We start from the raw sequence: 25,128 nt of genomic DNA on the forward strand, positions 1-25,128 counted from the left end.
TGCTCCTAGTCCCGGTCGAAGGGGACGGCGGAGTAGGCGCGCAGCTTCTCCAGCGAGTGCAGGCTGTCGATCGAGCGGATCGTGCCCGACCTCGATCGCATGACCAGCGACTGGGTGGTGCAGCCGCCGGCGCTGTAGCGGACGCCGCGGAGCAGCTCGCCGTCGGTGATGCCGGTGGCGACGAAGAACACGTCGCCGCGCACCAGGTCGTCGATGTGCAGGACGCGGTCGAGGTCGTGCCCGGCGTCCAGCGCCTTCTGCCGCTCGTCGTCGTCCTTGGGCCACAGCTTGCCCTGCAGGGAGCCGCCCATGCACTTGAGCGCGCAGGCGGCGATGATCCCCTCGGGCGTCCCCCCGATGCCGAGCAGCAGGTCGACGCCGGTGCCCTCGCGGGCGGCGGCGATGGCGCCGGCGACGTCGCCGTCGGTGATGAACTTGATGCGTGCGCCGGCCTCGCGGACCTCGTGCACCAGCTGGTCGTGCCGCGGTCGGTCGAGGATGCAGACGGTGACGTCGCCGACCGAGCTCTTCTTCGCCTTCGCGATGCGCCGGATGTTCTCGGCGACCGGGTCGGTGATGTCGACGACGTCGGCCGCAGCCGGCCCGGTGGCCAGCTTCTCCATGTAGAAGACGGCGGACGGGTCGTACATGGCGCCGCGCTCGGCGACCGCCATGACGGCGATCGCGTTGGGCATGCCCTTGGCCATGAGGGTCGTGCCGTCGACCGGGTCGACCGCGACGTCGCACTCCGGCCCCTGGCCGTCGCCCACCTGCTCGCCGTTGTAGAGCATGGGCGCCTCGTCCTTCTCGCCCTCGCCGATGACGACGACGCCCTTCATGCTCACCGTGCCGATGAGTGCGCGCATCGCGTCGACGGCGGCGCCGTCGCCGCCGTTCTTGTCGCCGCGGCCCACCCAGCGCCCCGCGGCCATGGCACCGGCCTCGGTGACCCGCACCAGCTCGAGGGCGAGGTTGCGGTCGGGAGCGGGCCGGTCGGTGCCGAACCCGGAACTCGCCGGGACGGGGCCTTCGGGAAGGGGCAGCGACACGGGACCTCCTGGAGAAGCTCCCCGGGGCGTGGCCATGGGCGGCGAGGCGGGGTGAGCGTTGCTGCGATCCTAGGTGCATGACCGGAGTCGGCCCGTCGAGCGAGCACGCACCCACCCCCGCCGAGCAGACCCCTGCGGTGTCGCCGGCGATCGAGCGGGCCAACCGGATGAGCGCGGCGAACATGCTCCGGTCGCTGCTGCCCCTGGTCGTGATCTGCCTGCTCATCGTGGGCTGGCAGGCGTTCCGCTCCAGCGGCGACGTCGGGGTGCGGACGGTCGACCCGTCGTCGTCCGTGCAACTGGCCGCCGCCCGGGCGGACTACCCGCTCCTGGTGCCGACCGGCCTCGACGACGAGGAGTACCGCCCGACGAGTGCCCGCACCGATGCGGGAGCCGCCGGTGAGGGCGATCCCGTGACGCTGGAGATCGGGTACCTGACGCCGTCGGAGGAGTTCGCCGGGTTCGTCGTCAGCGACGACCGGGGCGCCGACCCGGTGACGGCGGTGCTCGGGGGCGCGACGGAGCAGGGGACTGTCGAGATCGGCGGGGAGCGGTGGACCCGGTCGACGACGGCGGACGACGAGACGGCGCTCTCTCTCGAGGCCGACGGCGTCACGGTGCTGGTGACCGGTTCCGCGCCCGACGAGGAGCTGGAGGCCGTCGCCGCGGCGGTGGAGCCCTACGCGCCCTGAGCCGCGCCAGTGTGACGATCCTGTGTCGAACATCACGACCTGGTATCTGCCGGGTGCGTCGCGTGCCGACCCGCGGTGGCTTTCGGGACGCTACCGCCCCACCAGTCCCGCGAGACCCTCGCGCATCTCCCAGGAGCCCGTATGTCCCCTCGTGCCTTCTGCCCCGGCGGCGACCACCGGCCCCCCGCCACCGGCGGTTCGTGTGCTTGCGGGATGGTGACCCGGGTGCCGTCGCCGAAAGCTCCGGCGCGTCCCGGTCCGCTCGTGCGGCCCGAGGTGCGCGACGCGCTGGCGCGCTGCCTCTACGACGGTCCGGGTGACCCGCTGGCCCCGGACCTCGCCGACCACCGTCCCGACGAGCTGCGGATGGCGGGCATCCTGCGCCGGCGTGCCGACCGGATGATCGCGGCGCTCGCGGCGGCCGGCCTGGTGGTCACCGACGACGGGCTGCTCCGCCAGGCCGCCTGACCTCGGGGACGGCGCCGATCAGGAACGGTCGGCGTCGTCCGCCGGGGCAGCCGCGGCCAGGCGCTCGCGGGCGCGGTCCAGCCAGTGCTGGCAGAGCTTCGCCAGCTCCTCGCCGCGCTCCCAGAGGGCCAGCGACTCCTCCAGCGTCAGGCCGCCGGCCTCGAGCCGCCGGACGACGTCGGCGAGCTCCTCCCGGGCCTGCTCGTAGGTGGTCGTCGGCTCGGTGTCGCTCATGACTGCTTCTCTTCCTGATCGGCGCTGGGGTCGGCTTCGCGGTCGACGCGCACGGTGAGCCGGCCGCCGGACACCCGGATGCGCAGTCGTTCGTCGTCGGTCACGTCCGCGGGATCGCGGACCAGGGACCCGTCGGCCCTCTGCACGACGGCGTAGCCGCGCTCGAGGGTGGCAGCGGGGGAGAGGGCGGCGACGCGTGCGCGGGCGTGCTCGAGGTCGCGCTCGGCCCCCTCCACGCGGTGCACGAGGGTTCGGCGGGCGCGCGTCCGCAGCCCGTCGACGTCCTCCTCGCGACCGTGCAGCAAGCGGTCGGGCGAGGCCAGCACCGGGCGGGTGCGCACGGATTCCAGCCATCGGACCTGCTGGTCCAGGCGCCCGGTGACGACGGAGCGGGCGCGGCTCCGCAGCCCCTCCACGAGCCGCCGCTGCTCGCCGATCTCGGGTACCACGCGGTGTGCGGCGTCGGTCGGGGTGGCCGCGCGGACATCGGCCACGTGGTCGACCAGCGTGGTGTCCGTCTCGTGGCCGACGGCGGTGACGACCGGGGTGCGGGTCGCCGCGATCGCCCGCACCAGGCCCTCGTCGGAGAAGGGCAGCAGGTCCTCGACCGAGCCGCCGCCCCGGGCGATCACGATCACCTCGACGGTCGGGTCGGCGTCCAGCCGGCGCAGCCCGTCGATCACGTTCTGCGCGGCCTGCGGCCCCTGGACGGCGCAGTTGACCATCTCGAAGCGGATGGCGGGCCACCGCCGGCGGGCGGTCACCAGGACGTCGCGCTCGGCGGCGCTGTCCCGTCCGGTGATGACGCCGACGACGCCCGGCGCGAAGGGCAGCGGGCGCTTGCGGGCGGCGTCGAACAGGCCCTCGGCGGCGAGCAGGCGGCGGATGCGCTCGATGCGGGCGAGCAGCTCGCCGAGGCCGACCGCGCGGATCTCGGTGGCGCGGAGGGAGAACGACCCGCGGGCGACGTAGTAGTCGGGCCGGGCGCGGACGATGACGCGCGAGCCCTCGGTGAGCTCGAGTCCGGGGCGTTCGGCGACGTCACGGTGGCAGGTGACGGGCACCGACAGGTCGGCGGCCGGATCCCGGAGGGTGAGGAAGACCGTCGCCGCGCCGCCGCGGCGGGACAACTGGGCGACCTGCCCCTCGACCCAGACCTCGCCGAGGCGGCCGATCCAGTCGGCGATCTTGCGGGCGACGGTGCGGACCGGCCACGGTGCCTCGGGGGAGGACGGCGCGGTCATGGCTCCAGCTTGCCGGACGGCCCGGACATGCCGACGGCCCCCTCGATGGTGCGAGGGGGCCGTCGGGCAACGGTGCCGGCTATGCGCCGCGCGGGGCCAGCGGGCTGGACTCGACCGCCTGCCGCTCCAGCTTCTCCAGCCGGTTGCGCAGCAACCGGAGGTAGGGCTCGCGGGACCGGGTCGACTCCTCGTAGGACACCAGGTCCTGGACGGTGCTCAGCGCGTAGCCGCGGAGGCGGCCGCGCAACTGGGCGATGGAGAAGCCCTCGTAGCCCTCGATCGGTGCGCTGCCGACCGTGGGGGAACCGGCGGCCTCGCCGGCGCCCGGGGCCTCGTCCGTCGCGGTGCTCGCGTCGCCGTCCGTGTCCGCGCCGGTGGTGGCGGCGGCGACGGGGGAGCCGCTCTCGTCGGTGACGGTCGCCGTGCCGGTCTCCGTGTCGCCGGCGGCGGGAGCGTCGGTCGTGTCCGTGGCCCCGGTCCCGGGGGCGGGAGCGTCGTCGTCAGCAGCACCGCCCTTGCTCTTGGCGGCCTTGCGCGGCTTGGTCGCCTTGGCGGGCCTCTTGGACTTGCCGCCGGCGGCGGGCACCTCCGGCGTCTCGGCAGCGGCGTCCGTCGTGGCGACGGTGTCGTCGTCGGCGGCCGGCACGTCGGCCTCGGGCGCCTCCGGGGCGGCGACGCCCTCGTCGGTGACCGTGGCCTCGACGGTGGCGATCTCGCCCTCGGGGGTCAGCACGTCCACGGTGGTCGCGACGTCCGCGGTCTCCGCGGCGTCGACGGCAGTGGCGTCGACGGCGGCCGGGACGTCGTCGGACTCCAGCAGAGCGCTCTCCAGCGCGTCGGCGTCCTCCGTCGCGGGCGCGTCCTCGACGAGGGAGAGGGCAGGCGTGGCGGGTGCCGTCTCCTCGAGGGTGGGCGCCTGGTCCACCAGCTCGTCGATGGCGATCTCGTCGAGGATCTCCTCGATCTCCGGCGCCTCCTCGACCAGCTCCTCGATCGGCTGCTGCCCGGTCTCCACCTGCTCGGCCAGCTCGTCGACGACGGCCGTGATGGTGTCCGCGGGCGGGTCTGCCGGGAGGCCCTCGACCTCGGCGTCGGTCAGGGTCTCGTCGAGGGCGCCGACGTCGTCACCGGCGCGGTCGAAGGCCGACTCGCGGTAGCCGTTCGACGGTGCCGGGGTCTCGTCCTCGTCGTCGAACGTGGCCAGCCCGGGCTCGTTCTCCCCACGGATCCCGGTCAGCAGCTCATCGCCGCGGGCCACCAGACCGGCGTACTGCTGCTGGACCTTCATCGCCTGCTGCATGGCGATGCCGATGACGCGCACCGGGAGACCCGGCAGGGTCTCCGGCAGCTTGCGTGCTTCGTCCAGGACGGTGGCGGCCAGACCGGCGGCAGCGCGGACAACCTCAGGGATCTCTCTAGCCATGGGCACAGCGTGCCCCACAACCTCCTGCGTGACACCCGGTGTGTCCAGATCCACCCGGGCAGGTGGCCGTGTCCGGTCCCACCCCGCAGAACGGGGGATTCCACGCGCGGACGCACCTACAGTGGAGGCATGGCTGATCAGCGCGGACGTGTCCTGCTGGCCGATCCCCGGGGCTACTGCGCCGGCGTCGACCGTGCGGTCGTGGCCGTCGAGCGCGCGCTGGAGATCCACGGCGCTCCGGTCTACGTGCGCAAGCAGATCGTCCACAACAAGCACGTGGTGGCAACGCTCGAGCGGCGCGGCGCGATCTTCGTGGAGGAGACCGAGGAGGTCCCGGAGGGCTCGGTCGTCGTCTTCAGCGCCCACGGCGTCTCCCCGGCGGTGCACGAGGAGGCGGCGAACCGGCAGCTGCGCACGATCGACGCCACCTGCCCGCTGGTGACCAAGGTGCACCAGGAGGCCAAGCGGTTCGCCCGCGACGACTTCGACATCCTGCTGATCGGCCACCGCGGTCACGAGGAGGTGGAGGGCACCGCCGGTGAGGCGCCGGCCCACATCCAGCTCGTCGACGGCGCCGCCGACGTCGCCAACGTCCAGGTGCGCGACCCGGAGAAGGTCGTCTGGCTGTCGCAGACCACGCTCTCGGTCGACGAGACGCTGGCGACGGTGGATCAGCTGAAGAACCGCTTCCCCGGGCTGCAGTCCCCGCCCAGCGACGACATCTGCTACGCCACCCAGAACCGCCAGCAGGCCGTCAAGCAGATGGCCGGCGAGTGCGACCTGGTGCTGGTCGTGGGCTCCACGAACTCGTCCAACTCCGTGCGTCTGGTGGAGGTCGCCCTCGAGGCCGGCGCCCGCGACTCGCACCTGGTCGACTTCGCGTCCGAGATCGACCCCGCCTGGCTCGAGGGCGTGGGCACGGTCGGCGTCACCAGCGGTGCCTCGGTGCCGGAGATCCTCGTCAGCGAGGTGCTGGACTTCCTGGCCGAGCGCGGGTACCCGGACGTCGAGACGGTGAAGGCCGCCGAGGAGCGCCTCGTCTTCGCACTCCCGCACGAGCTGCGCCGCGCCGAGAAGGCCAACGCGCAGCAGGCCGCGCAGAACACCGGCGACTGAGCCGGGTCAGCCGCTCGTCCCGTCCCGGTCCGCTTCCTCCAGCGGGCCGAAGGGCTCGTCGAAGCCGGCCGGCTCGCTCGGCCGCAGGGCGCGGACGGTCGCCTGCACCGGGGCCGGTTCCGGCACCGCGGTCCCGGCGATGCCGAGGTCGTCGAAGCGGCGGGCCGCCGTCAGCACCGACCGCTCGTAGGAGCCGACCGTCTCGTTGAACCGGGTCATGGTCGTGCCGAGAGCGGAACCCAGCCGGGTCAGGTGACCGGAGAGGGTGGTCAGCCGGGCGTGCAGGAGACGGCCGACCTCGAGCACCTGGTCGGCGTCGCGGGCCAGCCGCTCCTGCCGCCACGAGTAGGCGACCGTGCGCAGGAGGGCGAGCAGGGTGCTCGGCGTGGCGAGGACGACGTCACGGGAGAAGCCGTACTCCAGCAGACCGGGTTCGGCCTCCAGCGCCGTGATGAGGAACCCGTCGGAGGGCACGAACAGCACCGTGAACGGTGCCGCCGGCCGGAAGGCGGTCGGGTAGCGCCGGGCCGCGAGGGCGTCGATGTGCGCGCGCAGCTGTCGGGCGTGCACGGTCACCCGCTGGACGCGGACCGACTCCTCGGTGGCCTGCACCGCCTCGATGTAGCCGGTGAACGGCACCTTGGCGTCGACGATGACCTGCCGCCCGTCGGACAGCGTGACCACCAGGTCGGGGCGGACGCCGGCGCCCTGGTCGTTCGTGCCGCCGGGCTGCTCCACGAAGTCGCAGTGCTCGACCAGGCCGGCGACCTCGACCACCCGGCGCAGCTGCACCTCGCCCCAGCGCCCACGGACGTGCGGCGTGCGCAACGCCGTCACCAGCGCCGCCGTCTCGTGCTTGAGCTGCGCGGAGGTCTGGCCGACCGTGCCCATCTGCTCGCGCAGCTCGCCGTGCGCCGTGGCGCGGGCGCGCTCCATGCCGGCCAGCAGCCGGTGCAGGTGGTCGAGGGATTCGTGCACCGGTTCCAGGCCGGCGTCCTCGGGGCGCCGACGGGACAGCAGCGTGACGACTCCGAGGGTGACGGCGGTGGCCAGCAGGGCGCCCAGGAGGAGACCGGTGAGCAGGGAAGCGGCATCCATGTCCCGGAGGCTGCCGGACGGGACCGACAGTTCCGTGGAGGTCGGCGGTGCGTGGCGTCGTCACGCCCCGGGCGAGTGGGCCGCCTCGTGGTCGAGCAGCCACCGCTTGACCGGGGTGCCCCAACGGAATCCGCCGAGCCCGCCGTCGGAACCGAGCACCCGGTGGCAGGGGACGAACAGTGCGGCGGCGTTGCGGGCGCACGCGTTGGCCGCGGCACGGACGGCGGCGGGCCGGCCGCAGCGGGTGGCGAAGCCGGCGTAGGTGTCCGGGCGCCCGGCCGGCACCGTGCGCAGCACCTCCCACGCCTCGGTCAGGAACGGGCCCGACCGCTGCCGGACGACCACGTCGTCGATGGCCGTCAGGTCGCCGGCGAAGAACTTCTCCACCTCGTCGAGGACCGGCAACCGGTCGACGGGCTCGCTGCCGGCGGGGCGCAGCGACGCGTGGACGACCGGCAGCAGGTCGGCGATGTCGGCGGTCCAGCCGCTGGCGATCACCACGTCCTGCCCGTCGGCATCGGTGTCCACGATGACGGTGAAAGGGCCGGGCGGGGTGCTGACGGTGGCGTGGCGGGCGATCGTCGGGACGGTCATCAGGCGCTCCTCGGGAGGGAGAGGTCAGGTACCGGTCGGGTGAGGGGTGTGGCCGGGCGGGTGAAGAGAGAGGGCACGGCGAGCGCCCACAGGTGCATCACGGCGTAGGACCGCCACGGCCGCCAGCGGGTGGCGGCGTCGGCGTCGGAGCTGCCGAGCGCGGTGAGGGACCTCCGCAGCGCCAGGTCGCCGGGGAGCCAGACGTCGGGGTCGGCCAGACCGCGCATGCCCACCAGGGCCGCCGTCCACGGGCCGATGCCGGGGACGGCGAGCAGCGCGCGGCCGGCCTCCTCGCGGTCCGTGCCCGGGTCGAGGGCGATGTCGCCGGACCCGAGGGCCGACGCGAGCGCCGTGACGGTGCGGCGGCGGGCGCCGGTGAGCCCCACGGCGCTGAGGTCGGCGTCGGCGAGGGCAGCCGCCCGGGGGAAGGCGTGGGTGAGCGTGCCGACCGGTTCGGCCAGCGGGATCCCCGCCGGGAGCAGGCGCGCGGTCAGGGTGCGCGCACCGGCCACCGACACCTGCTGCCCCAGGACCGCGCGGATCGCGAGCTCGTCGGCGTCCGGGGCGGCCGCGACCCGCCGTCCTGGTGCGGCGGCGACGAGCGGGGCCAGCGCGGGGTCGCCTCCCAGCAGGTCGTCGACCGCGGCCGGATCGGCGTCCAGGTCCAGCATCCGGCGGCAGCGGGACACCGCGGCGCCGAGGTCGCGCAGCTCGGCCAGCCGCAGCCGGGCGATCACGGCCGCCCCGCCGTCGGGTGCGGGGGAGAGCTGCACGACGGCCGGCCCGGAGGGCAGGTCGAGCACGCGGGAGAACGTCGTCCCGTCCCACTCCTCGAGGCCCGGCACGGCGTGCGCACCGAGGAAGAGGAGGACCTCCGCCGCCTCGTACGGAGCGCGGGCGGCCAGCCGCAGGGTGAGCCAGCCGGGCGCCCCGCTGGTCGTGCCGGGACTCTTCCGCCGCAGGTCGGTGGGGGTGGCGGCGAAGACCTCGCGGACGGTGTCGTTGAACTGCCGGATGCTGGCGAACCCGGCCGCGAAGGCGACGTCGGCCATGGGCAGCGTGGTGGTCTCGATCAGGATGCGCGCGGTCTGCGCCCGCTGCGCCCGGGCCAGTGCCAACGGGCCCACGCCGAGCTCGGCGACGAGCAGCCGGTGCAGCTGGCGTTCGGAGTAGCCGAGCCGGGCGGCGAGCCCAGGCACGCCCGAGCGCTCCACCGCGCCGTCGGCGATCAGCCGCATCGCGCGGGCGACGACGTCGGCACGGACGTCCCACTCCGGTGATCCGGGGACGGCGTCCGGCCGGCAGCGGCGGCAGGCGCGGAAGCCGGCGCCCTGCGCGGCGGCCGCCGTGCTGAAGAAGCTGACGTTGCGCGCGAGCGGGGTGCGGGCCGGGCACGAGGGGCGGCAGTAGATGCCGGTCGTGTGGACCGCCGTGAAGAACCAGCCGTCGAACCGGGCGTCGCGTCCGGCCACGGCGCGGTAGCAGCGCTCGGCGTCCAGGGGCGGGGTCACGACGTCGAGCATGCCAGCGGGGGACGACGTGCACTGGCGGTTTTCGGACGTCGCCGTGCGACTGGAGACGGGGCCGTGGAGCGCCCGGAAGTCAGCGGGAGGCGTCCAGGATGAGGACGCCGATGCCGTCGAGCAGCCGCTCCAGGCCGAACTCGAACGAGCGGTGCGGGTCGCCGGCGCCGAGCTCCTCCCCGGCGACCGGTCCGACCCGGGCGGCGGTCGGGAACCGCTCCGGATCGAAGACCTGGGCGACGTACGGCTCGGTCGCCGCCCACCACTGGTCCTCGCTGATGCCGGTCACCCGCTCGGCGTCGGCCTTCTCCTGCACCCCGCTGACCGTGCCGCGGACGAAGCCGGTGACGAGCGTGACGAGCAGGTCCATCTGCACCTCGGAGAGCCCGAACCCGTCGACGGCGCGCAGCTCCAGCTCGTACTTGCGCATCAGGGACGGGCCCAGCGGCGGCCGGCCGGTGGCGAGGTGTGCCGCCCACGGATGGGCGAGGTAGAAGTCCCAGTTGGCCTGGGCCACGGTCTTCAACCGGGTCCGCCAACCACCGGAGGCGAGCACGTCCTCGTCGGGGTAGAGCTCGCCCAGGACGGAGTCGAGCATCAGGTCGACGAGCTCGCCCTTGCCGGGGACGTGGCTGTAGAGGGTCATGGCACCCACCCCCAGGTCACCGGCCACCCGGCGCATCGAGACCGCGGCCAGGCCCTCCGCGTCGGCCATGCGGACGGCCGCCGCCACGATCCGGTCGACGTCCAGCGCCGACCTGGGACCGGGGCGGGAGCCGTCGCTGCTCGGGGTGCGCCAGAGCAGGGCCATGCTGCGGGCGGGGTCGCCGGTGCCCGTGAACTCGGTGGCCATGTCCTCACTCTCCCGCATCCCCGGAATGCCGCTGGCGGAATATCTCCGTACGGCGTACGTTGTCGCTCGGCCTAACCACGTACAGCGTACGGAGGTAGCTCGTGGCACGTGCGATCGAGGTAGCGGGACTCACCAAGAGGTATGGGGAGAAGGTGGTGCTGGACGGCGTCGATCTGGACGTCGGGAGCGGGACGGTCTGCGCCCTGCTGGGGCCGAACGGCGCGGGCAAGACGACCGCGGTGCGGATCCTGACGACGCTGGTGCGGCCGGACGCCGGCCGGGTGCAGGTGGCCGGCATCGACGTCGTCCGGCACCCGCGCGCCGTGCGCCGACGGATCGGCCTCATCGGTCAGCAGCCCGCCGTGGACGACGTCCTCGCGGCGCGGCAGAACCTCGTGCTGTTCGCCCGCCTCCACCACCTCGGCCGGCGGGACGCCGGGGTGCGCGCCGACGAGCTGCTCGAGCAGGTCGGGCTGGCCGACGTCGGGGACAAGCCGGTGCGCGAGTTCTCCGGGGGGATGCGCCGGCGGCTGGACATCGCCGCCGGGCTGGTGCTGGCGCCGGAGGTGCTGTTCCTCGACGAGCCGACGACCGGGCTCGACCCGGCGGGACGGCGCGACGTCTGGGAGGCGGTCAGGGCGCTCGTGGCCGGCGGCACCTCGGTGCTGCTGACCACGCAGTACTTGGAGGAGGCCGAGCAACTGGCCGACGACGTGTGCGTCCTGGACGGGGGGCGGGTCGTCGCCCGCGGGACGCCGGGCGAGCTGACCGCCGCGATCGGTGGGGACCGGCTGGAGCTGGTGGTGTCCGACCCAGGACGCGCGGAGGAGGCGGCCCGGCTCGCCGAACGGGCGGCAGCGTCGGCGCGGGTGGCCACGGCGACCGGTCCGGGGGAGCGGGTGGTCGTGCCCGTCACCCGGCGGCACGGCGTCGTGGGGACCGTCGTCCGGGCGCTGGACGAGGCCGGGATCGCCGTCGACGACGTCGTCCTGCGGCCGACCACGTTGGACGAGGCGTACCTGCGGATCACCGGTCGGGACGACGAGCGCACGGAGGTGCCGGCATGACCGCGCTGCACGCGACCCCGGCGGAACCGGGGACCGTCGGACGGTTCCGCTGGGCCGTGGCCGACGCCCTGGCCGTGGCCGGACGGGACGTCGCCCACTGGCGACGCCGGCCGGCCGCCGTCCTCGTGGGAGCGCTGTTCCCGGTGCTCCTGCTGCTGATGTTCACCTACCTGCTGGGCGGCGGCATGGTCGTGCCGGGTGGCGGCGACTACCGCGACTTCCTGGTGCCCGGGATGCTGGCGCTCGCCATGGTCTTCGGCGTCGAGGCGACCATGACCGCCGTCGTCACCGACACCGCGCGCGGCATCACCGACCGGTTCCGCTCGCTGCCGATGGCACCCTCGGCGGTGGTCGCCGGGCGGTGCCTGGCCGACATGGCGTCCTCCGTCGTCGGCCTGGTCGTGCTGGTCGTCGCCGCGCTCGCCCTCGGCTGGCGCCCCGACGGCCTCGTCCCCGCGCTGGCCGCCGTCGGGCTGCTGCTCCTGCTGCGGCTGGCCTTCCTCTGGATGGGGATCTACCTCGGGTTGCTCGCCCGGGACCCGAGCGCGGTGATGGCGGTGCAGATCCTGGTGTGGCCGTTCGCCTTTCTGTCCAACGCGTTCGTGGCGGCGTCGTCCATGCCGGGCTGGCTGGCGACCGTCGCGGAGTGGAACCCGGTCGCCGGCACGGTGACGGCCGTCCGCGAGCTGTTCGGGGCGCCGGTGGACAGCGGCGGCGGCTGGGCGACCGACCACGCGCTGCTGCTGGCGGTGGCCTGGCCGGTGCTGCTCACCGCCGTCTTCGCCGTGCTCAGCGTGCGGCGGTTCCAGGGTCTCTCCCGGTGAACCGCTCAGTCGGAGATGTCAGAGGAGTCGTCCACCATGACGGCCAGTCGTCAGAGGGTCGGGCGCGAGAGGAAGAGGTGGACGTGACCGGCTACGAGACCGGCTATGGCGCGATCGAGGTGCGGGGCGCGCGGGAGAACAACCTGCGCGACGTGTCGCTGGACATCCCCAAGCGGCAGCTCACGGTGGTCACCGGGGTGTCGGGATCGGGCAAGTCCTCGCTGGTGTTCGACACCGTGGCGGCGGAGTCGCAGCGGCTGATCAACGAGACGTACTCGGCCTTCGTCCAGTCGTTCCTGCCGCACTACGGGCGGCCCGACGTCGACTCCGTCGACAACCTGTCGGCGGCCATCGTGGTCGACCAGGCCCGCATGGGCAGCAACGCCCGCTCGACGGTCGGGACGGCGACCGACGCGTCGTCGTTGCTGCGGATCCTCTTCTCCCGCCTCGGACAGCCGCCGGTGCACCCGGCGTCCGCGCTCGGCTTCAACGACCCGGCCGGCATGTGCCCCGAGTGCGAGGGCCTCGGCCGCGCCAGCAGCATCGACGTCGACGAGCTGCTCGACCGCGACCGGAGCCTGGACGAGGACCCGATCCGCTTCCCGGGCCACGCCGTCGACTCCTGGCCGTGGACGATCTACGCCCACTCCGGCTTCTTCGACACGACCAAGAAGCTGCGCGACTACACCGACGAGGAGTGGCAGCGCCTGCTGTACGGCGAGGAGGTCAAGCTCAAGTACGGGAAGATGAACCTCACCTACCGGGGCATCATCACCAGCTTCCAGCGGTCCTACCTGACCAAGGAGCTGGCCGACCTCCAGCCGCACATCCGCACGGCGATCGAGCGCATCACGACCTCGGGGCCGTGCCCGGCCTGCGGCGGCACCCGGCTGAGCGAGCCGGCCCGCAACTGCCGCATCGACGGCGTCTCCATCGCCGACTGCGCGGCCATGCAGGTCGACGAGCTGCTCGCGTTCGTCCGCCGGACCGAGGCGCCGCCGCTCCAGCGGCTGCTCGACGGTCTGGCGGCGCTGCTCGGCGACCTGGTGCACATCGGGCTGGGGTACCTCTCCCTGGACCGGTCCACCTCGACGCTGTCGGGCGGGGAGTCGCAGCGGGTGCGCATGGTGCGGCACCTCGGCTCGGCATTGACCGACATCACCTACGTGTTCGACGAGCCCACGGTGGGGCTGCACGCCCACGACGTGCAGCGGCTCAACGAGCTGCTGCTGCGGCTGCGCGACAAGGGCAACACGGTGCTCGTCGTGGAGCACGAGCCCGAGGTGGTCGCGGTCGCCGACCACGTCATCGACATGGGCCCGGGCGCCGGCACGCACGGTGGGCACGTGGTCTACGAGGGCCCGGTCGAGGGGCTGCGTCGCTCCGGCACGCTCACCGGCCGGCACCTTGACCGGGTGCACGAGGCCAACCCGGCACCGCGACCCGCGACGGGTGCCCTGCGGATCGAGCACGCGACCCTGCACAACCTGGCCGAAGTGAGCGTCGACGTCCCCACCGGGGTGCTGACGGTGGTCACCGGGGTGGCCGGATCGGGGAAGTCCTCGCTGGTGCTCGGCGTCCTGCCCAAGCAGCACCGGGACGTCGTCGTCGTCGACCAGAAGCTGACCCGCGGCTCGACCCGTTCGAACACCGCGACGTGGACCGGGATGCTCGACACCATCCGCAAGTCGTTCGCGAAGGCCAACGGCGTCAAGCCGGCACTGTTCAGCGCCAACTCCGAGGGCGCCTGCCCGCAGTGCAAGGGGCTCGGCCTGATCTACACCGATCTCGCCTACCTCGACACCGCGGTCAGCGTCTGCGAGGCGTGCGAGGGGCGCCGGTTCACCGAGGAGGTGCTCACCTACCGGCTGCGCGGCAAGAACATCAGCGAGGTGCTGGAGCTGACCGTCGACGAGGCCCGGGAGTTCCTCACCGAGAAGCCGCTGCAGCCGGTGCTCGCCGCGCTGGCCGACGTCGGGCTGCCCTACATCACCCTCGGCCAGCCGCTCTCCACGCTGTCCGGTGGGGAGCGCCAGCGGCTGAAGCTGGCCGTGGAGATGACCGGGGACAGCTCGGTCTACGTCCTCGACGAGCCCACGACGGGGCTGCACATGGACGACGTCGACCGGCTGGTGGGACTGCTGCACAGGCTGGTCGACGGCGGCCGGACGGTGGTCGTGGTCGAGCACGACCTCGACGTCATCGCGCGCGCCGACTGGGTGATCGACCTGGGACCGGGCGCCGGGCACGACGGCGGCCGGATCGTGTTCCAGGGGACGCCCGGCGACCTGCTGGCGGCGGACACGCTGACCGCGGAGCACCTCCGGGCCCACGTGCGGACGCCGGAGGCCGCGGCGGTCTGACCGCTTCGCGGGATCGGGAGGGAGGAGCGTGCACGACGGACTCGTCGCCGGCGTGCGGGCGGTCGCGCTCGCCCTGCCGGACGCCTACGAGGAAGCCGCCTGGGTCGGCACCCGGTGGCGCATCCGCGGCCGGACCTTCGCGCACCTCCTGACGATCGAGCAGGGGCGGCCGCAGTCCCACGCCCGCGCCGCAGGGACGGCGGGTCCGTGCACCATCCTCACCTTCCGGTCGTCGGGCCTGGAGCTGGAGACGCTGCGCCGGACGGGTCCGCCGTTCTTCGCCGCACCCTGGCGCGGGGACGAGGTCGGCAGGCTCATGGACGGCGACGTCGACTGGGCCGAGATAAGGGAGCTGCTGACCGACAGCTACTGCCTCCTGGCGCCCCAGCGCCTCGCCGCCTCGGTCATCCGGCCGCCGGGCGACGAGGCGCCCGTCGGCTGAACCGGACCGTCCGGTGGAGGTCCGCCGTCCACCGGCCGGTGGACGGCGGACCAGCGGTTCGACGGTTCCGGGTGCAGGGTCCGCGGCGACACGCTTCCTGCATGACGACGACACAGGCTGCGCCCCGCTCCGACGGTGCGGCGACGCGGACGGAACCGGCCGTGCAACTGCGCGGACTGGTCAAGCGGTACGGGGATCGGGCCGTCGTCGACGGCCTCGACCTCGAGGTGGCCCGGGGCGAGGTCTTCGCCCTCCTCGGCCCCAACGGCGCCGGGAAGACGACGACGATCGAGATCCTCGAGGGGGTGCGGAAGCGGGACGGCGGGGACGTGCGCGTCCTCGGCGTCGACCCCGCGTCCGCCGGACGCGACTGGCGGGCCCGCGTCGGCGTCGTCAGCCAGGGCTCGGGCGCCGCGCAGGAGCTCAGCGTGCGCGAGATCCTCGACCACTTCTCCGGCTACCACGCGACACCGAGGCCGACGGCGGAGCTGATCGCCGCCGTGGGGCTCGAGGAGAAGGCCGGCACGCGGGTCGGCCGGCTGTCCGGCGGGCAGCGGCGCCGCCTGGAGGTCGCGCTCGGCGTGCAGGGCCGGCCGGAACTCGTCTTCCTCGACGAGCCGACGACCGGGATGGACCCCGTCGCGCGACGGCAGTTCTGGGAGCTGATCCGCGGCCTGCGCGCGGAGGGAGCCACCGTGCTGCTCACCACCCACTACCTCGACGAGGCCGCCGAGCTGTCCGACCGGGTGGGCGTCATCGCCGATGGCCGGCTGGTCGAGGTGGCTCCGCCCGACGAGCTCGGTGCCGAGCTGCGCCGGCTGGCCACGGTGCGCTGGTCGGAGGACGGCGCGGTGCGGGAGGTGCGCACCGCGACGCCGGGAGTCGTGCTGCGGGACCTGCTCGCGACCAGCGTCACCGGTGACCTGCCCGGCCTCACCGTCACCCGGCCGAGCCTCGAGGACGTCTACCTCTCGTTGGTCGGCGCCCCGTCCACCGTTTGCACCGACTCCGAGGGAGACCCCCGATGACCACCGTCCTCCCCGCGCCTGCTCCTCGCACCGCGCCGCCGTCCGCAGCGCGGATCGCCGTCCGCAGAGTGGGCCTGGAGCTGAAGCTGTTCTTCCGGGAGCGCCAGCAGGTGGTGTTCTCCTTCGCCTACCCGGTGATCATGCTGGTGATCTTCGCGGCCGTGCTCGGGGGCGACGAGCGGCCCGGCGACGTCCCGTTCACCCAGTACTTCCTGGCCGGGATCGCTGCGACCGGCATCATGCTGACCAGCTTCCAGGCGCTCGGGACGGCGATCGCGACCGAGCGGGAGAACGGTCAGCTGGAGCGGCTGCAGGTCCTGGGCACACCGCCGGTCGCGTACTTCGCGGGCAAGGCGGGGCAGGTGCTGGTCACCACGGCGGCGCAGCTGGCGCTGCTCCTGCCGCTGGCCCGCTACGGGTACGACGTCCCGATGCCGGCCGACCTGGATCACTGGCTGACCTTCGCGTGGGTGGCCGTCCTCGGTGCGCTGGCCGGCACGGTGCTGGGCGTCGCGGTCTCGGCCCTCCCCGGCAGCGCGGCGTCGGTCACGACCGGTATCTCCGCCTTCGCGATCGTGCTGCAGTTCTTCTCCGGGGTCTTCTTCGGGTTCACGGAGCTGCCGAGCTGGATGCAGCAGGCGGCGGCCATCTTCCCCCTGAAGTGGCTGACACAGGGCATGCGGTCGGCGTTCCTGCCCGAGGAGGCGGCCGCGTTCGAGGTCGCCGGTGGGTGGGAGCACGGCAGGACGGCCCTGGTGCTTGCCGCATGGGTGATCATCGGTGCCGTGGTGTGCGTGCGGACCTTCCGGTGGCGCCGGAGCGAGGGGTGACAGCTCTCCGCCGGTGGTCGGCCGCCTTCCTCCCCCCGTCCGGGGACGAGGAGGCGGCCGCGCCGCTGTCCGAACGCGGCTGGCGGACGACGGTCACCGGGTTGCACGTCATCTCGGCGATGGTGTGGGGTCTCGCCGTCGTCGCGGCGCTGCTCGGACAGAACGGCGTCGAGGGAACCGACCGGAGCGTCGCCCTTCTCGTGCTGGGCGTGCTGGCCGTGGCGTACGTACTGGCCGGGGCCCCGGCCTTCCGGGACGGCCGGGCGGTGCTCGGCGTGACCTACCTCGTCACCCTCGTCGCGGCCTTCGGCGTCCTCGGCTGGGTCGCGCCGTCGCTGTTCTTCCTGCTGTTCCTCGCCTATCCGCACGTCTGGTTCGTCGTGCAGGGCCGGCCCGCGGGCGCCTTCTGGACGGTGCTGCTGGCGGCCGCGACCACCGTCGGGCCACTGTTCCGCCCCGACTCGGGTGACAACGCCCGAGAGGTGCTGCTGGAGACGGCGATCAGCCTGGTGTTCAGCCTGGCGCTGGGCCTGTGGATCAGCCGCGTGCTGGCGCAGAGCGAGCAGCGCGCCGAGCTCATCGAGCAGCTGGAGAGCACCCGGGCCGAGCTCGCGGCCGCCCACCACGACCGGGGCGTGCTGGCCGAGCGGGAGCGGCTGGCCCGCGAGGTGCACGACACCCTGGCGCAGGGCTACACCAGCATCGTCGTGCTGGCGCAGACCGTCGCGGCGGGGTTGCCGCCCGGGGCCGAGGACGTCGCGGAGCGCGTGGCGCTGATCGAGGAGGTCGCGCGGGAGAACCTCGCCGAGGCGCGCGCCATGGTGGCGGCCTTCGCGCCGGTGGCGCTCGACTCGGCGACGCTGGTCGAGGCGCTCGAGCGGCTGGTGGAGCGGTTCGGTCGCGAGACGGGGCTGGCCACCCGGCTGGACACGGCGGCCCTGGGAGACGGCGGTACCGAGCTGAGCCGGAGCGAGGAGGTCGTGCTGCTGCGCGGGGCACAGGAGGCGCTGGCCAACGTGCGCCGGCACGCGGCGGCGACGGCGGTGGTGCTGCGCGTCAGCCGGGTGGGGACCGGGAAGGCGGGGCAGGTGTCGGTGCACGTGGAGGACGACGGGGTCGGCTTCGACCCGGCGTCGGCGCCCGGTGTCGGGCTGGCCGGGCTGCGCGACCGGGCCGAGCAGGTCGGCGGCGCGGTCGACGTCGTCTCTTCGCCGGGGGAGGGAACGCGCGTGACCGTGCGCGTGCCCGTCCGATGACGACCGTCCGGGTGCTGGTGGTCGACGACCACCCGGTGGTGCGCGGCGGAGTGGTCGGATGGCTCGCCGCGCAGCCCGACATCGAGGTCGTCGGCGAGGCCGGCGACGGGCTGGAGGCACTGGCCGCGGTGGCCGAGCACGCGCCGGACGTCGTGCTGATGGACCTGCGGATGCCGCGCATGGACGGCGCGACGGCGACCGAGCGTCTCGCGGCTGCGCACCCGGGGGTCCGGGTCCTGGTGCTGACCACCTACGACACCGATGCCGACATCGTGCGGGCGGTGGAGGCCGGCGCGACCGGCTACCTGCTCAAGGACACCCCGCTGTCCCAGCTGGCCGACGCGGTGCGCGCGGCCGCGCGTGGCGAGACGGTGCTGGCACCGCCGGTGGCGGCCCGGCTGGTGTCCCGGATGCGGGCGCCCGCGGTGGAGGCGCCGACGGCGCGCGAGCTGGAGGTGCTCGCGGGTGTGGCCCGCGGACTGACGAATGCCGACATCGGCCGCGAGCTGTTCATCGGCGAGGCGACGGTGAAGACGCACCTGCTGCGGGTGTTCGCCAAGCTCGGGGTGGACGACCGGACACGTGCGGTGATGCTGGCCGTCGAACGTGGGCTGCTACCCCGTCCCGGAGGCTGATGCCAGCAGCCTTGCCGATCTGTGGATATGGCGCTGACCTGCGGGTTCATGCTGTCCGGGCCGTTCGATCGCGGTAAACTCCGAACACCTGATCGAACGGGTGGGAGGTGCCGTGGACGAGCTGGAGACCACGCTCGCTGCGCTCGCCGCCTACGATCTCGACGACCTGGTGGCGCCGCAGCTGCTGGACCGGACCGCGCGGTTGGTGCGGGCGCGTAACCGGCTGGACGCCCTCCTGACCGGCACCGTGCGGCGGGCCGAGTCGGTGCAGGCCTCCGAGCACGACGGCCTGAAGTCGATGAAGCAGTGGCTGCGCACCCACGCCCGGTCGTCGGCCGGGGAGATCAGCCGGTTGATCGGCAACGGCCGGGCACTGGACCAGCTGCCCGCGCTGCGAGAGGCGTTCGCCGTCGGTGCGGTGACCGCCGAGCAGGTCGCGGTCATCTCGCCCGTGGCCAGCAACCGCGTGCAGGCCGAAGCGGTCGGGCAGGGCATCGACCTCGCCGAGCTGGACACCCTCCTCGCCGGAGTCGCCGCCACCCGGCCGCACACCGACCTGCGGCAGGCCGTCGCCCACTTCCTCACCCGCCTGGACCCCGACGGCCCCGAGCCCGACCCGGTCGAGGGCCGGTCGGTGACGATCGCCAAGCTGCTGGACGGCCGCCGGGTGATCCGCGGCGAGCTGGACGCGGTCGGCGGGGAGAAGCTCGAGGCCGCACTGGAATCGATCGTGCAGGCTTGCCGCCCGAAGGGTGATCTGCGCACCCGCACCCAGCAGCTGGGCGACGCCCTGGTGCAGCTGGCCGACAACGCCCTCGCCGCCGGGAACCTGCCGTTCCTGCGGACGATGAAGCCGCACGTCGTCGTCACCATCCCGCTCGCCGACCTCGTCGACCCGACCACCGGCTCTGGAACCGGTGCTACCGGTTTCGGGGCGACCATCTCCGCCGCCCGGGCCCGCTGGCTGGCCTGCGACAGTGTCGTCACCCGGGTCGTCATGAGCCCCGACGGTGTCCCCCTCGACCACGGCCGCACCAAGCGGGTCGTCCCACAGCCGCTGCGACGGGCCGTCGAGCTCCGCGACCATCACTGCGTCTTCGCCGGATGCGACGCCCCCAGCCACTGGTGCGACGTCCACCATGTCGAGGAATGGGTCCTCGACCAGGGCGAGACCAACCTCGAGAACTCAGCGCTCCTGTGCGAACGCCACCACACCAAGGTCCACCACGGGTTCCGCGTCCAACGAGAACCCGACGGGCGATGGCGCACCTTCCGGCCCGACGACACCGAGATCTTGATCGGCACACCACTGCTCGTCTGAGGCTGGATCGCGTCCCTCAGTCCGCGGACGCCTGCACCAGCGACTCCCCGGCAGAGCTGCGCCAGTAGAGGACCTCGCGCCCGGAGCGGCGCCGCTCGAGCAGTCCCGCGTCCAGCAGCACCCGCAGGTGCCCGCCCACGCTGCCGATCGGCAGGCCGGTACCGGCGGCGAGGGCGCTGGTGCTCGACGGCGTCCCGAGCCGGGCGAGCAGTCGCGCCCGGTTGCGGCCCAGTAGCCGGACCAGGGGCTCGGGCAGCGGGAGCGGGGCAGCGGCGAACATCCCGGTGACCGGGTAGACGACGGCGAAGGTGTCCGGCAGCCGCCAGCTCACCCAGCTGCCGCGGCTGTGCGCGGCGATGAGCAGCAGGTCGCGGCCCCGGATGTCCCGCGGCGGGTACGGGTGCGCGTTGACCTGGAGCCGGCCGTTGGACAGCCACCGCACGCCGGGCGCGATGCCGTCGAGAGCGCCGGACCACCCCTCGCTGCTGAGCCGGGCGGTCCGGGAGACGACGTCAGCACGCAGGACCCTCGACCGACGGTCCCAGTCGTCGCTGAGCGTGTGCTGCCAGACCCACCGCAGCAGCTCGGCGGCGGTGCTCGCCAGGCCGGTCGCAGTGAGCACAGGTGGGAGCGCTCCGGCAACGAACTCGAGGTCGGCGCGGATGCGGTCGTCGTCCAGCGACTCGAGGTACGCCAGCTCCTCCTCCAGCGCCTGGTCCGGCGCCGTGGGCGGCACGGTGAGGAAGTCGGCCGTCCAGCTGGCACCGAATGCGTGAGCCACCAGCGCCTCGGCGACCGGGTCGGCAGCGACCCGTGCGCGGAACGCGTCGACGTGCGCGTCGCGCCAGTCGCGGTGCCACGGCCGGACGTCGGGCGACCGGAGGATCACCAGTCCGGCCAGGGACTCCGTCAGCTGCGAGATGCCGAACCGGGTGCGCGCCATCACGTCGGCGTCGACGATGAACTCGCCCACGTTTCGACCCTAGACGAAACTCTGGGACCTCGGGCCGACGCAGACGAACCTGCTCGGGTGCTGACCTACCGGGCGCTCTTCGCCCAGCCGGAGTTCCGGGCGCTGTGGACCAGCACCGCCCTCTCGACGGTGGCCGCGACGATGTCGAGCCTCGCCCTGGCCACCGTCGTCCACCGGGAGACCGGGTCCGCCCTGCTCACCGCGGTCGCGATGTTCGGTCCGTCGATAGCGCAGGTGCTGGGCGCCACGACGCTGATGTCGGCGGCCGATGCCAGCCCGCCGCGGCGGAGCCTCTCGATCGTCGGTGCGCTCACCGCCGCCGCCCTCGGGCTGCAGACGGTCCCCGGCCTGGACACGACGACGCGCCTGCTCCTCGTCCTGAGCGCGGCCTACGTCCTCTCGGTCGGCTCGGGTGTGCGGTGGGGACTGCTCAGCGAGATCGTGCCGACGGAGAGCTTTCCGCTGGCCCGGTCGACGATGAACGTCGCCGTCGGCGCCTTCCAGATCGTCGGCTTCGCCACGAGCGGGGTGCTCCTGAGCACCCTCGATGCGCCGCAGGTCTTCCTGCTCGCCACGCTGGCCGCCGTCGTGGCGGTGCCGGTCCTGCGTTTCGGCATCGCCGAGCGGCCGCCTCGGCGCACCGCGCGCGCCGGGCTCCGCGAGACCTGGCGAGGCAACCGGGACCTGCTCGCGCACCGCCACACCCGCACGCTGGTCCTCGCCCTGTGCCTGCCGAACGGCCTCGTCGTCGGTTGCGAGGCGCTGTTCGTCCCCTACGCGGCGGAGCAGGCCGGCTGGCTGCTGGCCGCCGGCGCGGTCGGCATGATGACCGGCGACCTCGTCGTGGGCCGCTTCCTCAGCCCTGCAGCGCGACGCCGCACCAGCACGGCACTGCGTCTCCTGCTGGCCGCCCCGTTCCTCGCCTTCGCCCTCGACCCGGGGCTTCCGCTCGCCGTCCTCCTCGTCGGGATCGCCACAGTCGGATACGCCGCCTCGCTCACGCAGCAGGAGTGGCTGGTCGCGCTCACGGCACCGGCGCTCCGCGGGCAGGTGCTGGGTGTCGAGTCGTCGGTGCGCATGACGCTGCAGGGGGTGTGTGCGGTGCTGGCCGGCGGTCTCGCCGACATCATCCCGGTGGGGGTGGCCATGTCGGCGCTCGCTGCGACGTCGCTCGTGGTGTCGCTGGCGCTGACGCCCGCGCTGCGGCGGGCAGCCGACACGGTGGAACTCAGGCGGTCCCGTCGTCCGACGCCTTGAACGTGAACCGGCGCGGTGCGCCGTGCACCGGGAAGGCGCGTTCGACGAGGGCCTGCTTCTCCAGCTCGAGGGCCATGCCGGACGGCACCGTCGGGGGACCGCCGGCCGGGGACGGCCCGGTCGGCGGCACGGGAACCGGCGGCCCGGCCACCGGCCCCTGCGCCATGTCTCCGGACGGCGCAGGGGTTGGCGGGGCAGCGGCGACCACCGCCATCGCCGCGGCGAGCGCCTGGTCGGCACGGTCGAGGGTCGACTCGACGTGGGTCAGCAAGAACTGCACCCGGGCGGTGAGCCAGTACAGCCAACCCGCGAGGACGAGAGCGCCGAGGATGCCGACGAGGCGGGCGATCATGCGCTGACCTTGGCGTATGCCGCCGGTGGCGACAACAGCGGGGTCCCGACGGCCGCATGGGCAGCCGCCGTCGTCCGCCTCGGCGGTCGCCGGTCCCCGGCACCCGTACGCTGGTTCCCCGTGAGTCTCACCATCGGGATCGTCGGCCTGCCCAACGTCGGCAAGTCGACCCTCTTCAACGCCCTGACGAAGAACGACGTCCTCGCGGCGAACTACCCCTTCGCCACCATCGAGCCCAACGTCGGCGTGGTGGGCGTGCCCGACCCGCGGCTGGAGAAGCTGTCGGACATCTTCGGGTCGCAGAAGATCATCCCGGCGACGGTGTCGTTCGTGGACATCGCCGGCATCGTCCGCGGTGCATCGGAGGGCGCGGGGCTCGGCAACAAGTTCCTGGCCAACATCCGCGAGAGCGACGCCATCTGCCAGGTGATCCGCGTCTTCACCGACCCCGACGTCGTCCACGTCGACGGCAAGGTGAGCCCGGCGGACGACATCGAGACGATCAACACCGAGCTCCTCCTGGCCGACCTGCAGACGCTCGAGAAGGCGATCCCGCGGCTGGAGAAGGAGATGCGCAAGGACAAGGAGCGGGCCGCGCTGCACGCTGCCGCCGTCGACGCGCAGAAGGTCCTCGACGAGGGGAAGACCCTCTTCTCCGCCGGCATCGACCCCGCGCCGCTGCGCGAGCTCGGGCTGATGACCACCAAGCCGTTCCTCTACGTGTTCAACGTGGACGAGGAGGAGCTCGGCAACGAGCAGCTGATCGCCGAGCTGCGGGCGATGGTCGCCCCGGCCGAGGCGATCCTCATGGACGCGAAGATCGAGTCCGAGCTCGCCGAGCTGCCGGCCGAGGAGGCCGCGGAGCTGCTCGCCGGCATCGGTCAGGACGAGCCCGGCCTCGACCAGCTGGCCCGGGTCGGCTTCGCCACCCTCGGTCTGCAGACCTATCTGACCGCGGGCCCCAAGGAGGCGCGCGCCTGGACCATCCCGGTCGGCGCCACCGCCCCGCAGGCCGCGGGCGTCATCCACACCGACTTCCAGCGCGGCTTCATCAAGGCCGAGATCGTGTCCTACGACCAGCTGGTCGAGGCGGGCTCCATGGCCGAGGCCAAGTCCAAGGGCTGGGTCCGCATGGAGGGCAAGGAGTACGTCATGCAGGACGGCGACGTCGTGGAGTTCCGCTTCAACGTCTGACCCGGGGCTCCGCGGGTCACACCTTGCCGCGGAGGATGCGGCGGAAGTAGACCTGCGGCAGCACGTAGCGGTCGAACAGCCACGCCCAGCGGCGTGGCGTGAAGGGGTCCACGAAGGGCACGGACGGGCTCGCCCGCCCGTCGCGGTCGACCTCGTTGAGCATGAGCTTCCGTCGGCTGACGGTGATGGGCATGACCGTGTAGCCGTCGTACCTCGTCAGCTCTCTCCCGCTCCGGACGGCCGCCAGGTTACGGGACAGGACGTCGACCTGCTTCCGCAGTGCGCCGCCCGACGGGCGGGTGGCGAGGTCGGCCGCGTCGCCGATCGCCCAGATCGAGTCGTGCCGCCGAGCACGCAGCGTCTCCGGGTCGACGTCGACCAGGCCGGGAGCAGGCCGGGAGGCGAGCCCGGCATCCGCGATCCAGCCCGGTGCCCGGTAGTGCGGCACGGCGTGGGCGAAGGCGACGTCGTGGAGCACCCGGCGGCCGGTCGGCGTCGCCACCGTCAGCGCGTGCACGTCCCAGTCCACGCTCTCGATGCGGGCATCCCGCAGCACCTCGACGCCGTAGTCCGCGAGGGCGGCCTCCAGCACCCGGTCTGCCTCCCGGACGCCCGTCCCGGTCGCTGCCGGCAGGACGAGCGTGACGTGCAGATCGGCGAGCACCCCCGTCCGCTGCCAGTGGTCGCACGCCATGAGCAGCGGCTTGAGCGCTGTCGGGCTGCAGGACGCCGGCTCCGGCGGCACGGTGAAGACGACCGAGCCCTGGCGCAGGGACGACAGCCTCGGCCACACCTGCGGCGCGCTGCCCGGCACGTAGGTGGATGCGGCCCACCCGTCGGCGTACGCCTGCTGCAGCCCCGGCGTGGCGTCCCAGTCCTCCACGAGGCCCGGGCAGAGCACGAGGGTCGAGCAGGAGAGCGTCCGCCCGCCGCGCGTGCGCACGGTCAGGGCGGCCGGGTCGACCGCCTCGACGGCGTCGCGGACCCAGGTGCACCCGTCGGGGACGACGTCGGCCATCGGGCGTTCCAGATCGGCCATCGTCGCCTCCCCGGCGCCGACGTAGTTGAGCAGCGGCTTGTACCGGTGGACCGGCTGGGGTGCCGCGAGGGTGACGTCCCGGGCGCCGTCGCGGATCAGCCGCGCGGCCAGGGAGATGCCGGCGTTGCCGCCGCCGATGATGAGGATCCCGCCGCGTTCCACGTCGCTCCCGACTGACGGCCGCGGACATCGGTCGCCGCCGCGGCTCGGCCACCGGGCTCCAGCCTGCAGAGCGCGGCCCGGCCGCGCACGG

General features: G+C 73.6%; 25 protein-coding genes. 14 read left to right on the top strand and 11 right to left on the bottom strand.

The genetic code is table 11. The annotated features are described in order from the left end of the window. Positions 1-5: 5 nt before the first annotated feature. Positions 6-1,049, bottom strand: coding sequence for a class II fructose-bisphosphatase (gene glpX / locus CRP30_RS14820; RefSeq protein WP_200814761.1), 1,044 nt, complete (start codon positions 1,047-1,049; stop codon positions 6-8). Between the two features lie 77 nt (positions 1,050-1,126). Here glpX and CRP30_RS14825 point away from each other — a divergent pair, with 77 nt between their 5' ends. Further along, the gene (locus CRP30_RS14825; protein ID WP_097184691.1) at positions 1,127-1,741 is read left to right on the top strand and encodes a DUF4245 domain-containing protein; all 615 of its coding nucleotides are present in this window, start codon (positions 1,127-1,129) and stop codon (positions 1,739-1,741) included. 264 nt (positions 1,742-2,005) lie between these two features. Beyond that, entirely contained in the window at positions 2,006-2,209 is a 204-nt protein-coding gene (locus tag CRP30_RS14830; RefSeq protein WP_097184692.1) for a hypothetical protein, read from the top strand. A gap of 18 nt (positions 2,210-2,227) precedes the next feature. On the opposite strand, the gene CRP30_RS14835 is transcribed toward CRP30_RS14830, so the two are convergent. The 3 genes from CRP30_RS14835 to CRP30_RS14845 all read right to left on the bottom strand — a co-directional run bounded on the left by CRP30_RS14835 (position 2,228) and on the right by CRP30_RS14845 (position 5,110). Continuing rightward, positions 2,228-2,443 (bottom strand): exodeoxyribonuclease VII small subunit, encoded by a 216-nt coding sequence (locus tag CRP30_RS14835; protein ID WP_097184693.1) that lies wholly within the window; start codon positions 2,441-2,443, stop codon positions 2,228-2,230. Next, entirely contained in the window at positions 2,440-3,687 is a 1,248-nt protein-coding gene (gene xseA / locus CRP30_RS14840) for an exodeoxyribonuclease VII large subunit (protein WP_097184694.1), read from the bottom strand. Before xseA ends, CRP30_RS14835 begins: the two co-directional genes overlap by 4 nt. Before the next feature lie 79 nt (positions 3,688-3,766). After that, entirely contained in the window at positions 3,767-5,110 is a 1,344-nt protein-coding gene (locus CRP30_RS14845; RefSeq protein WP_097184695.1) for a hypothetical protein, read from the bottom strand. Positions 5,111-5,239: 129 nt separating this feature from the next. On the opposite strand from CRP30_RS14845, the gene CRP30_RS14850 reads away from it, so the two are divergent. Then, on the top strand, positions 5,240-6,226 hold the full coding sequence (locus CRP30_RS14850) for a 4-hydroxy-3-methylbut-2-enyl diphosphate reductase (RefSeq protein ID WP_097184696.1): 987 nt from the start codon (positions 5,240-5,242) through the stop codon (positions 6,224-6,226). 6 nt (positions 6,227-6,232) lie between these two features. Here CRP30_RS14850 and CRP30_RS14855 read toward each other — a convergent pair whose 3' ends face one another. From CRP30_RS14855 to CRP30_RS14870, 4 genes are all read right to left on the bottom strand, one after another. Continuing rightward, positions 6,233-7,324, bottom strand: coding sequence for a DNA recombination protein RmuC (locus CRP30_RS14855; protein WP_235003420.1), 1,092 nt, complete (start codon positions 7,322-7,324; stop codon positions 6,233-6,235). A gap of 60 nt (positions 7,325-7,384) precedes the next feature. Further along, entirely contained in the window at positions 7,385-7,918 is a 534-nt protein-coding gene (locus tag CRP30_RS14860; RefSeq protein WP_097184697.1) for a methylated-DNA--[protein]-cysteine S-methyltransferase, read from the bottom strand. After that, entirely contained in the window at positions 7,918-9,429 is a 1,512-nt protein-coding gene (locus tag CRP30_RS14865; protein WP_235003421.1) for a DNA-3-methyladenine glycosylase 2 family protein, read from the bottom strand. Before CRP30_RS14865 ends, CRP30_RS14860 begins: the two co-directional genes overlap by 1 nt. 91 nt (positions 9,430-9,520) lie before the next feature. Continuing rightward, positions 9,521-10,294 (bottom strand): TetR/AcrR family transcriptional regulator, encoded by a 774-nt coding sequence (locus CRP30_RS14870; protein ID WP_097184699.1) that lies wholly within the window; start codon positions 10,292-10,294, stop codon positions 9,521-9,523. A 101-nt stretch (positions 10,295-10,395) separates the two neighbouring features. On the opposite strand from CRP30_RS14870, the gene CRP30_RS14875 reads away from it, so the two are divergent. The 9 genes from CRP30_RS14875 to CRP30_RS14915 all read left to right on the top strand — a co-directional run bounded on the left by CRP30_RS14875 (position 10,396) and on the right by CRP30_RS14915 (position 20,060). After that, positions 10,396-11,361 carry an ABC transporter ATP-binding protein gene (locus CRP30_RS14875; protein ID WP_097184700.1) on the top strand — a complete coding sequence of 322 codons (966 nt, stop codon included), beginning with the start codon at positions 10,396-10,398 and terminating at the stop codon, positions 11,359-11,361. Then, complete coding sequence (locus CRP30_RS14880) at positions 11,358-12,185, top strand: ABC transporter permease (RefSeq protein ID WP_097184701.1); 828 nt, start codon at positions 11,358-11,360, stop codon at positions 12,183-12,185. The genes CRP30_RS14875 and CRP30_RS14880 overlap by 4 nt, the downstream gene beginning before the upstream one ends. An 83-nt stretch (positions 12,186-12,268) precedes the next feature. Beyond that, complete coding sequence (locus CRP30_RS14885) at positions 12,269-14,548, top strand: ATP-binding cassette domain-containing protein (RefSeq protein ID WP_097185006.1); 2,280 nt, start codon at positions 12,269-12,271, stop codon at positions 14,546-14,548. Between the two features lie 28 nt (positions 14,549-14,576). Beyond that, the gene (locus tag CRP30_RS14890) at positions 14,577-14,990 is read left to right on the top strand and encodes an MmcQ/YjbR family DNA-binding protein (protein ID WP_097184702.1); all 414 of its coding nucleotides are present in this window, start codon (positions 14,577-14,579) and stop codon (positions 14,988-14,990) included. Positions 14,991-15,091: 101 nt separating this feature from the next. Continuing rightward, entirely contained in the window at positions 15,092-16,018 is a 927-nt protein-coding gene (locus CRP30_RS14895) for an ABC transporter ATP-binding protein (RefSeq protein ID WP_097184703.1), read from the top strand. Then, positions 16,015-16,848, top strand: coding sequence for an ABC transporter permease (locus CRP30_RS14900; RefSeq protein ID WP_097184704.1), 834 nt, complete (start codon positions 16,015-16,017; stop codon positions 16,846-16,848). The genes CRP30_RS14895 and CRP30_RS14900 overlap by 4 nt, the downstream gene beginning before the upstream one ends. Next, positions 16,845-18,104, top strand: coding sequence for a sensor histidine kinase (locus CRP30_RS14905; RefSeq protein ID WP_235003423.1), 1,260 nt, complete (start codon positions 16,845-16,847; stop codon positions 18,102-18,104). The genes CRP30_RS14900 and CRP30_RS14905 overlap by 4 nt, the downstream gene beginning before the upstream one ends. Continuing rightward, positions 18,101-18,739 (top strand): response regulator, encoded by a 639-nt coding sequence (locus CRP30_RS14910; protein WP_097184706.1) that lies wholly within the window; start codon positions 18,101-18,103, stop codon positions 18,737-18,739. Before CRP30_RS14905 ends, CRP30_RS14910 begins: the two co-directional genes overlap by 4 nt. 112 nt (positions 18,740-18,851) lie before the next feature. Beyond that, the gene (locus CRP30_RS14915) at positions 18,852-20,060 is read left to right on the top strand and encodes an HNH endonuclease signature motif containing protein (protein ID WP_097184707.1); all 1,209 of its coding nucleotides are present in this window, start codon (positions 18,852-18,854) and stop codon (positions 20,058-20,060) included. A 16-nt stretch (positions 20,061-20,076) separates the two neighbouring features. Here the strand turns inward: CRP30_RS14915 and CRP30_RS14920 are convergent, their stop codons facing one another. After that, positions 20,077-21,033, bottom strand: a complete 957-nt coding sequence (locus CRP30_RS14920; protein WP_097184708.1) for an ArsR/SmtB family transcription factor — start codon at positions 21,031-21,033, stop codon at positions 20,077-20,079. A gap of 57 nt (positions 21,034-21,090) precedes the next feature. Here CRP30_RS14920 and CRP30_RS14925 point away from each other — a divergent pair, with 57 nt between their 5' ends. Next, positions 21,091-22,290 (top strand): MFS transporter, encoded by a 1,200-nt coding sequence (locus CRP30_RS14925; protein ID WP_097184709.1) that lies wholly within the window; start codon positions 21,091-21,093, stop codon positions 22,288-22,290. On the opposite strand, the gene CRP30_RS14930 is transcribed toward CRP30_RS14925, so the two are convergent. Further along, positions 22,262-22,642, bottom strand: a complete 381-nt coding sequence (locus tag CRP30_RS14930; protein ID WP_097184710.1) for a hypothetical protein — start codon at positions 22,640-22,642, stop codon at positions 22,262-22,264. The genes CRP30_RS14925 and CRP30_RS14930 overlap by 29 nt on opposite strands. A gap of 120 nt (positions 22,643-22,762) precedes the next feature. Here CRP30_RS14930 and ychF point away from each other — a divergent pair, with 120 nt between their 5' ends. Continuing rightward, entirely contained in the window at positions 22,763-23,836 is a 1,074-nt protein-coding gene (gene ychF / locus CRP30_RS14935) for a redox-regulated ATPase YchF (RefSeq protein ID WP_097185007.1), read from the top strand. Positions 23,837-23,852: 16 nt separating this feature from the next. On the opposite strand, the gene CRP30_RS14940 is transcribed toward ychF, so the two are convergent. Then, positions 23,853-25,037: an NAD(P)/FAD-dependent oxidoreductase gene (locus CRP30_RS14940; RefSeq protein WP_097184711.1), complete on the bottom strand. Its 1,185-nt coding sequence runs from the start codon at positions 25,035-25,037 to the stop codon at positions 23,853-23,855. Between the last annotated feature and the right edge of the window lie 91 nt (positions 25,038-25,128).

It is taken from the genome of Blastococcus haudaquaticus, assembly GCF_900230285.1.
GTDB classification, from domain to species: domain Bacteria; phylum Actinomycetota; class Actinomycetes; order Mycobacteriales; family Geodermatophilaceae; genus Blastococcus_B; species Blastococcus_B haudaquaticus.

Coding starts and splice junctions, on each gene's coding strand:
- CRP30_RS14835 (WP_097184693.1), bottom strand. CDS start 2,443: ATGAGCGACACCGAGCCGACGACCACCTACGAGCAGGCCCGGGAGGAG.
- CRP30_RS14855 (WP_235003420.1), bottom strand. CDS start 7,324: ATGGATGCCGCTTCCCTGCTCACCGGTCTCCTCCTGGGCGCCCTGCTG.
- CRP30_RS14850 (WP_097184696.1), top strand. CDS start 5,240: ATGGCTGATCAGCGCGGACGTGTCCTGCTGGCCGATCCCCGGGGCTAC.
- CRP30_RS14910 (WP_097184706.1), top strand. CDS start 18,101: ATGACGACCGTCCGGGTGCTGGTGGTCGACGACCACCCGGTGGTGCGC.
- CRP30_RS14895 (WP_097184703.1), top strand. CDS start 15,092: ATGACGACGACACAGGCTGCGCCCCGCTCCGACGGTGCGGCGACGCGG.
- CRP30_RS14845 (WP_097184695.1), bottom strand. CDS start 5,110: ATGGCTAGAGAGATCCCTGAGGTTGTCCGCGCTGCCGCCGGTCTGGCC.
- CRP30_RS14825 (WP_097184691.1), top strand. CDS start 1,127: ATGACCGGAGTCGGCCCGTCGAGCGAGCACGCACCCACCCCCGCCGAG.
- CRP30_RS14880 (WP_097184701.1), top strand. CDS start 11,358: ATGACCGCGCTGCACGCGACCCCGGCGGAACCGGGGACCGTCGGACGG.
- CRP30_RS14860 (WP_097184697.1), bottom strand. CDS start 7,918: ATGACCGTCCCGACGATCGCCCGCCACGCCACCGTCAGCACCCCGCCC.
- CRP30_RS14930 (WP_097184710.1), bottom strand. CDS start 22,642: ATGATCGCCCGCCTCGTCGGCATCCTCGGCGCTCTCGTCCTCGCGGGT.
- CRP30_RS14900 (WP_097184704.1), top strand. CDS start 16,015: ATGACCACCGTCCTCCCCGCGCCTGCTCCTCGCACCGCGCCGCCGTCC.
- xseA (WP_097184694.1), bottom strand. CDS start 3,687: ATGACCGCGCCGTCCTCCCCCGAGGCACCGTGGCCGGTCCGCACCGTC.
- CRP30_RS14870 (WP_097184699.1), bottom strand. CDS start 10,294: ATGGCCACCGAGTTCACGGGCACCGGCGACCCCGCCCGCAGCATGGCC.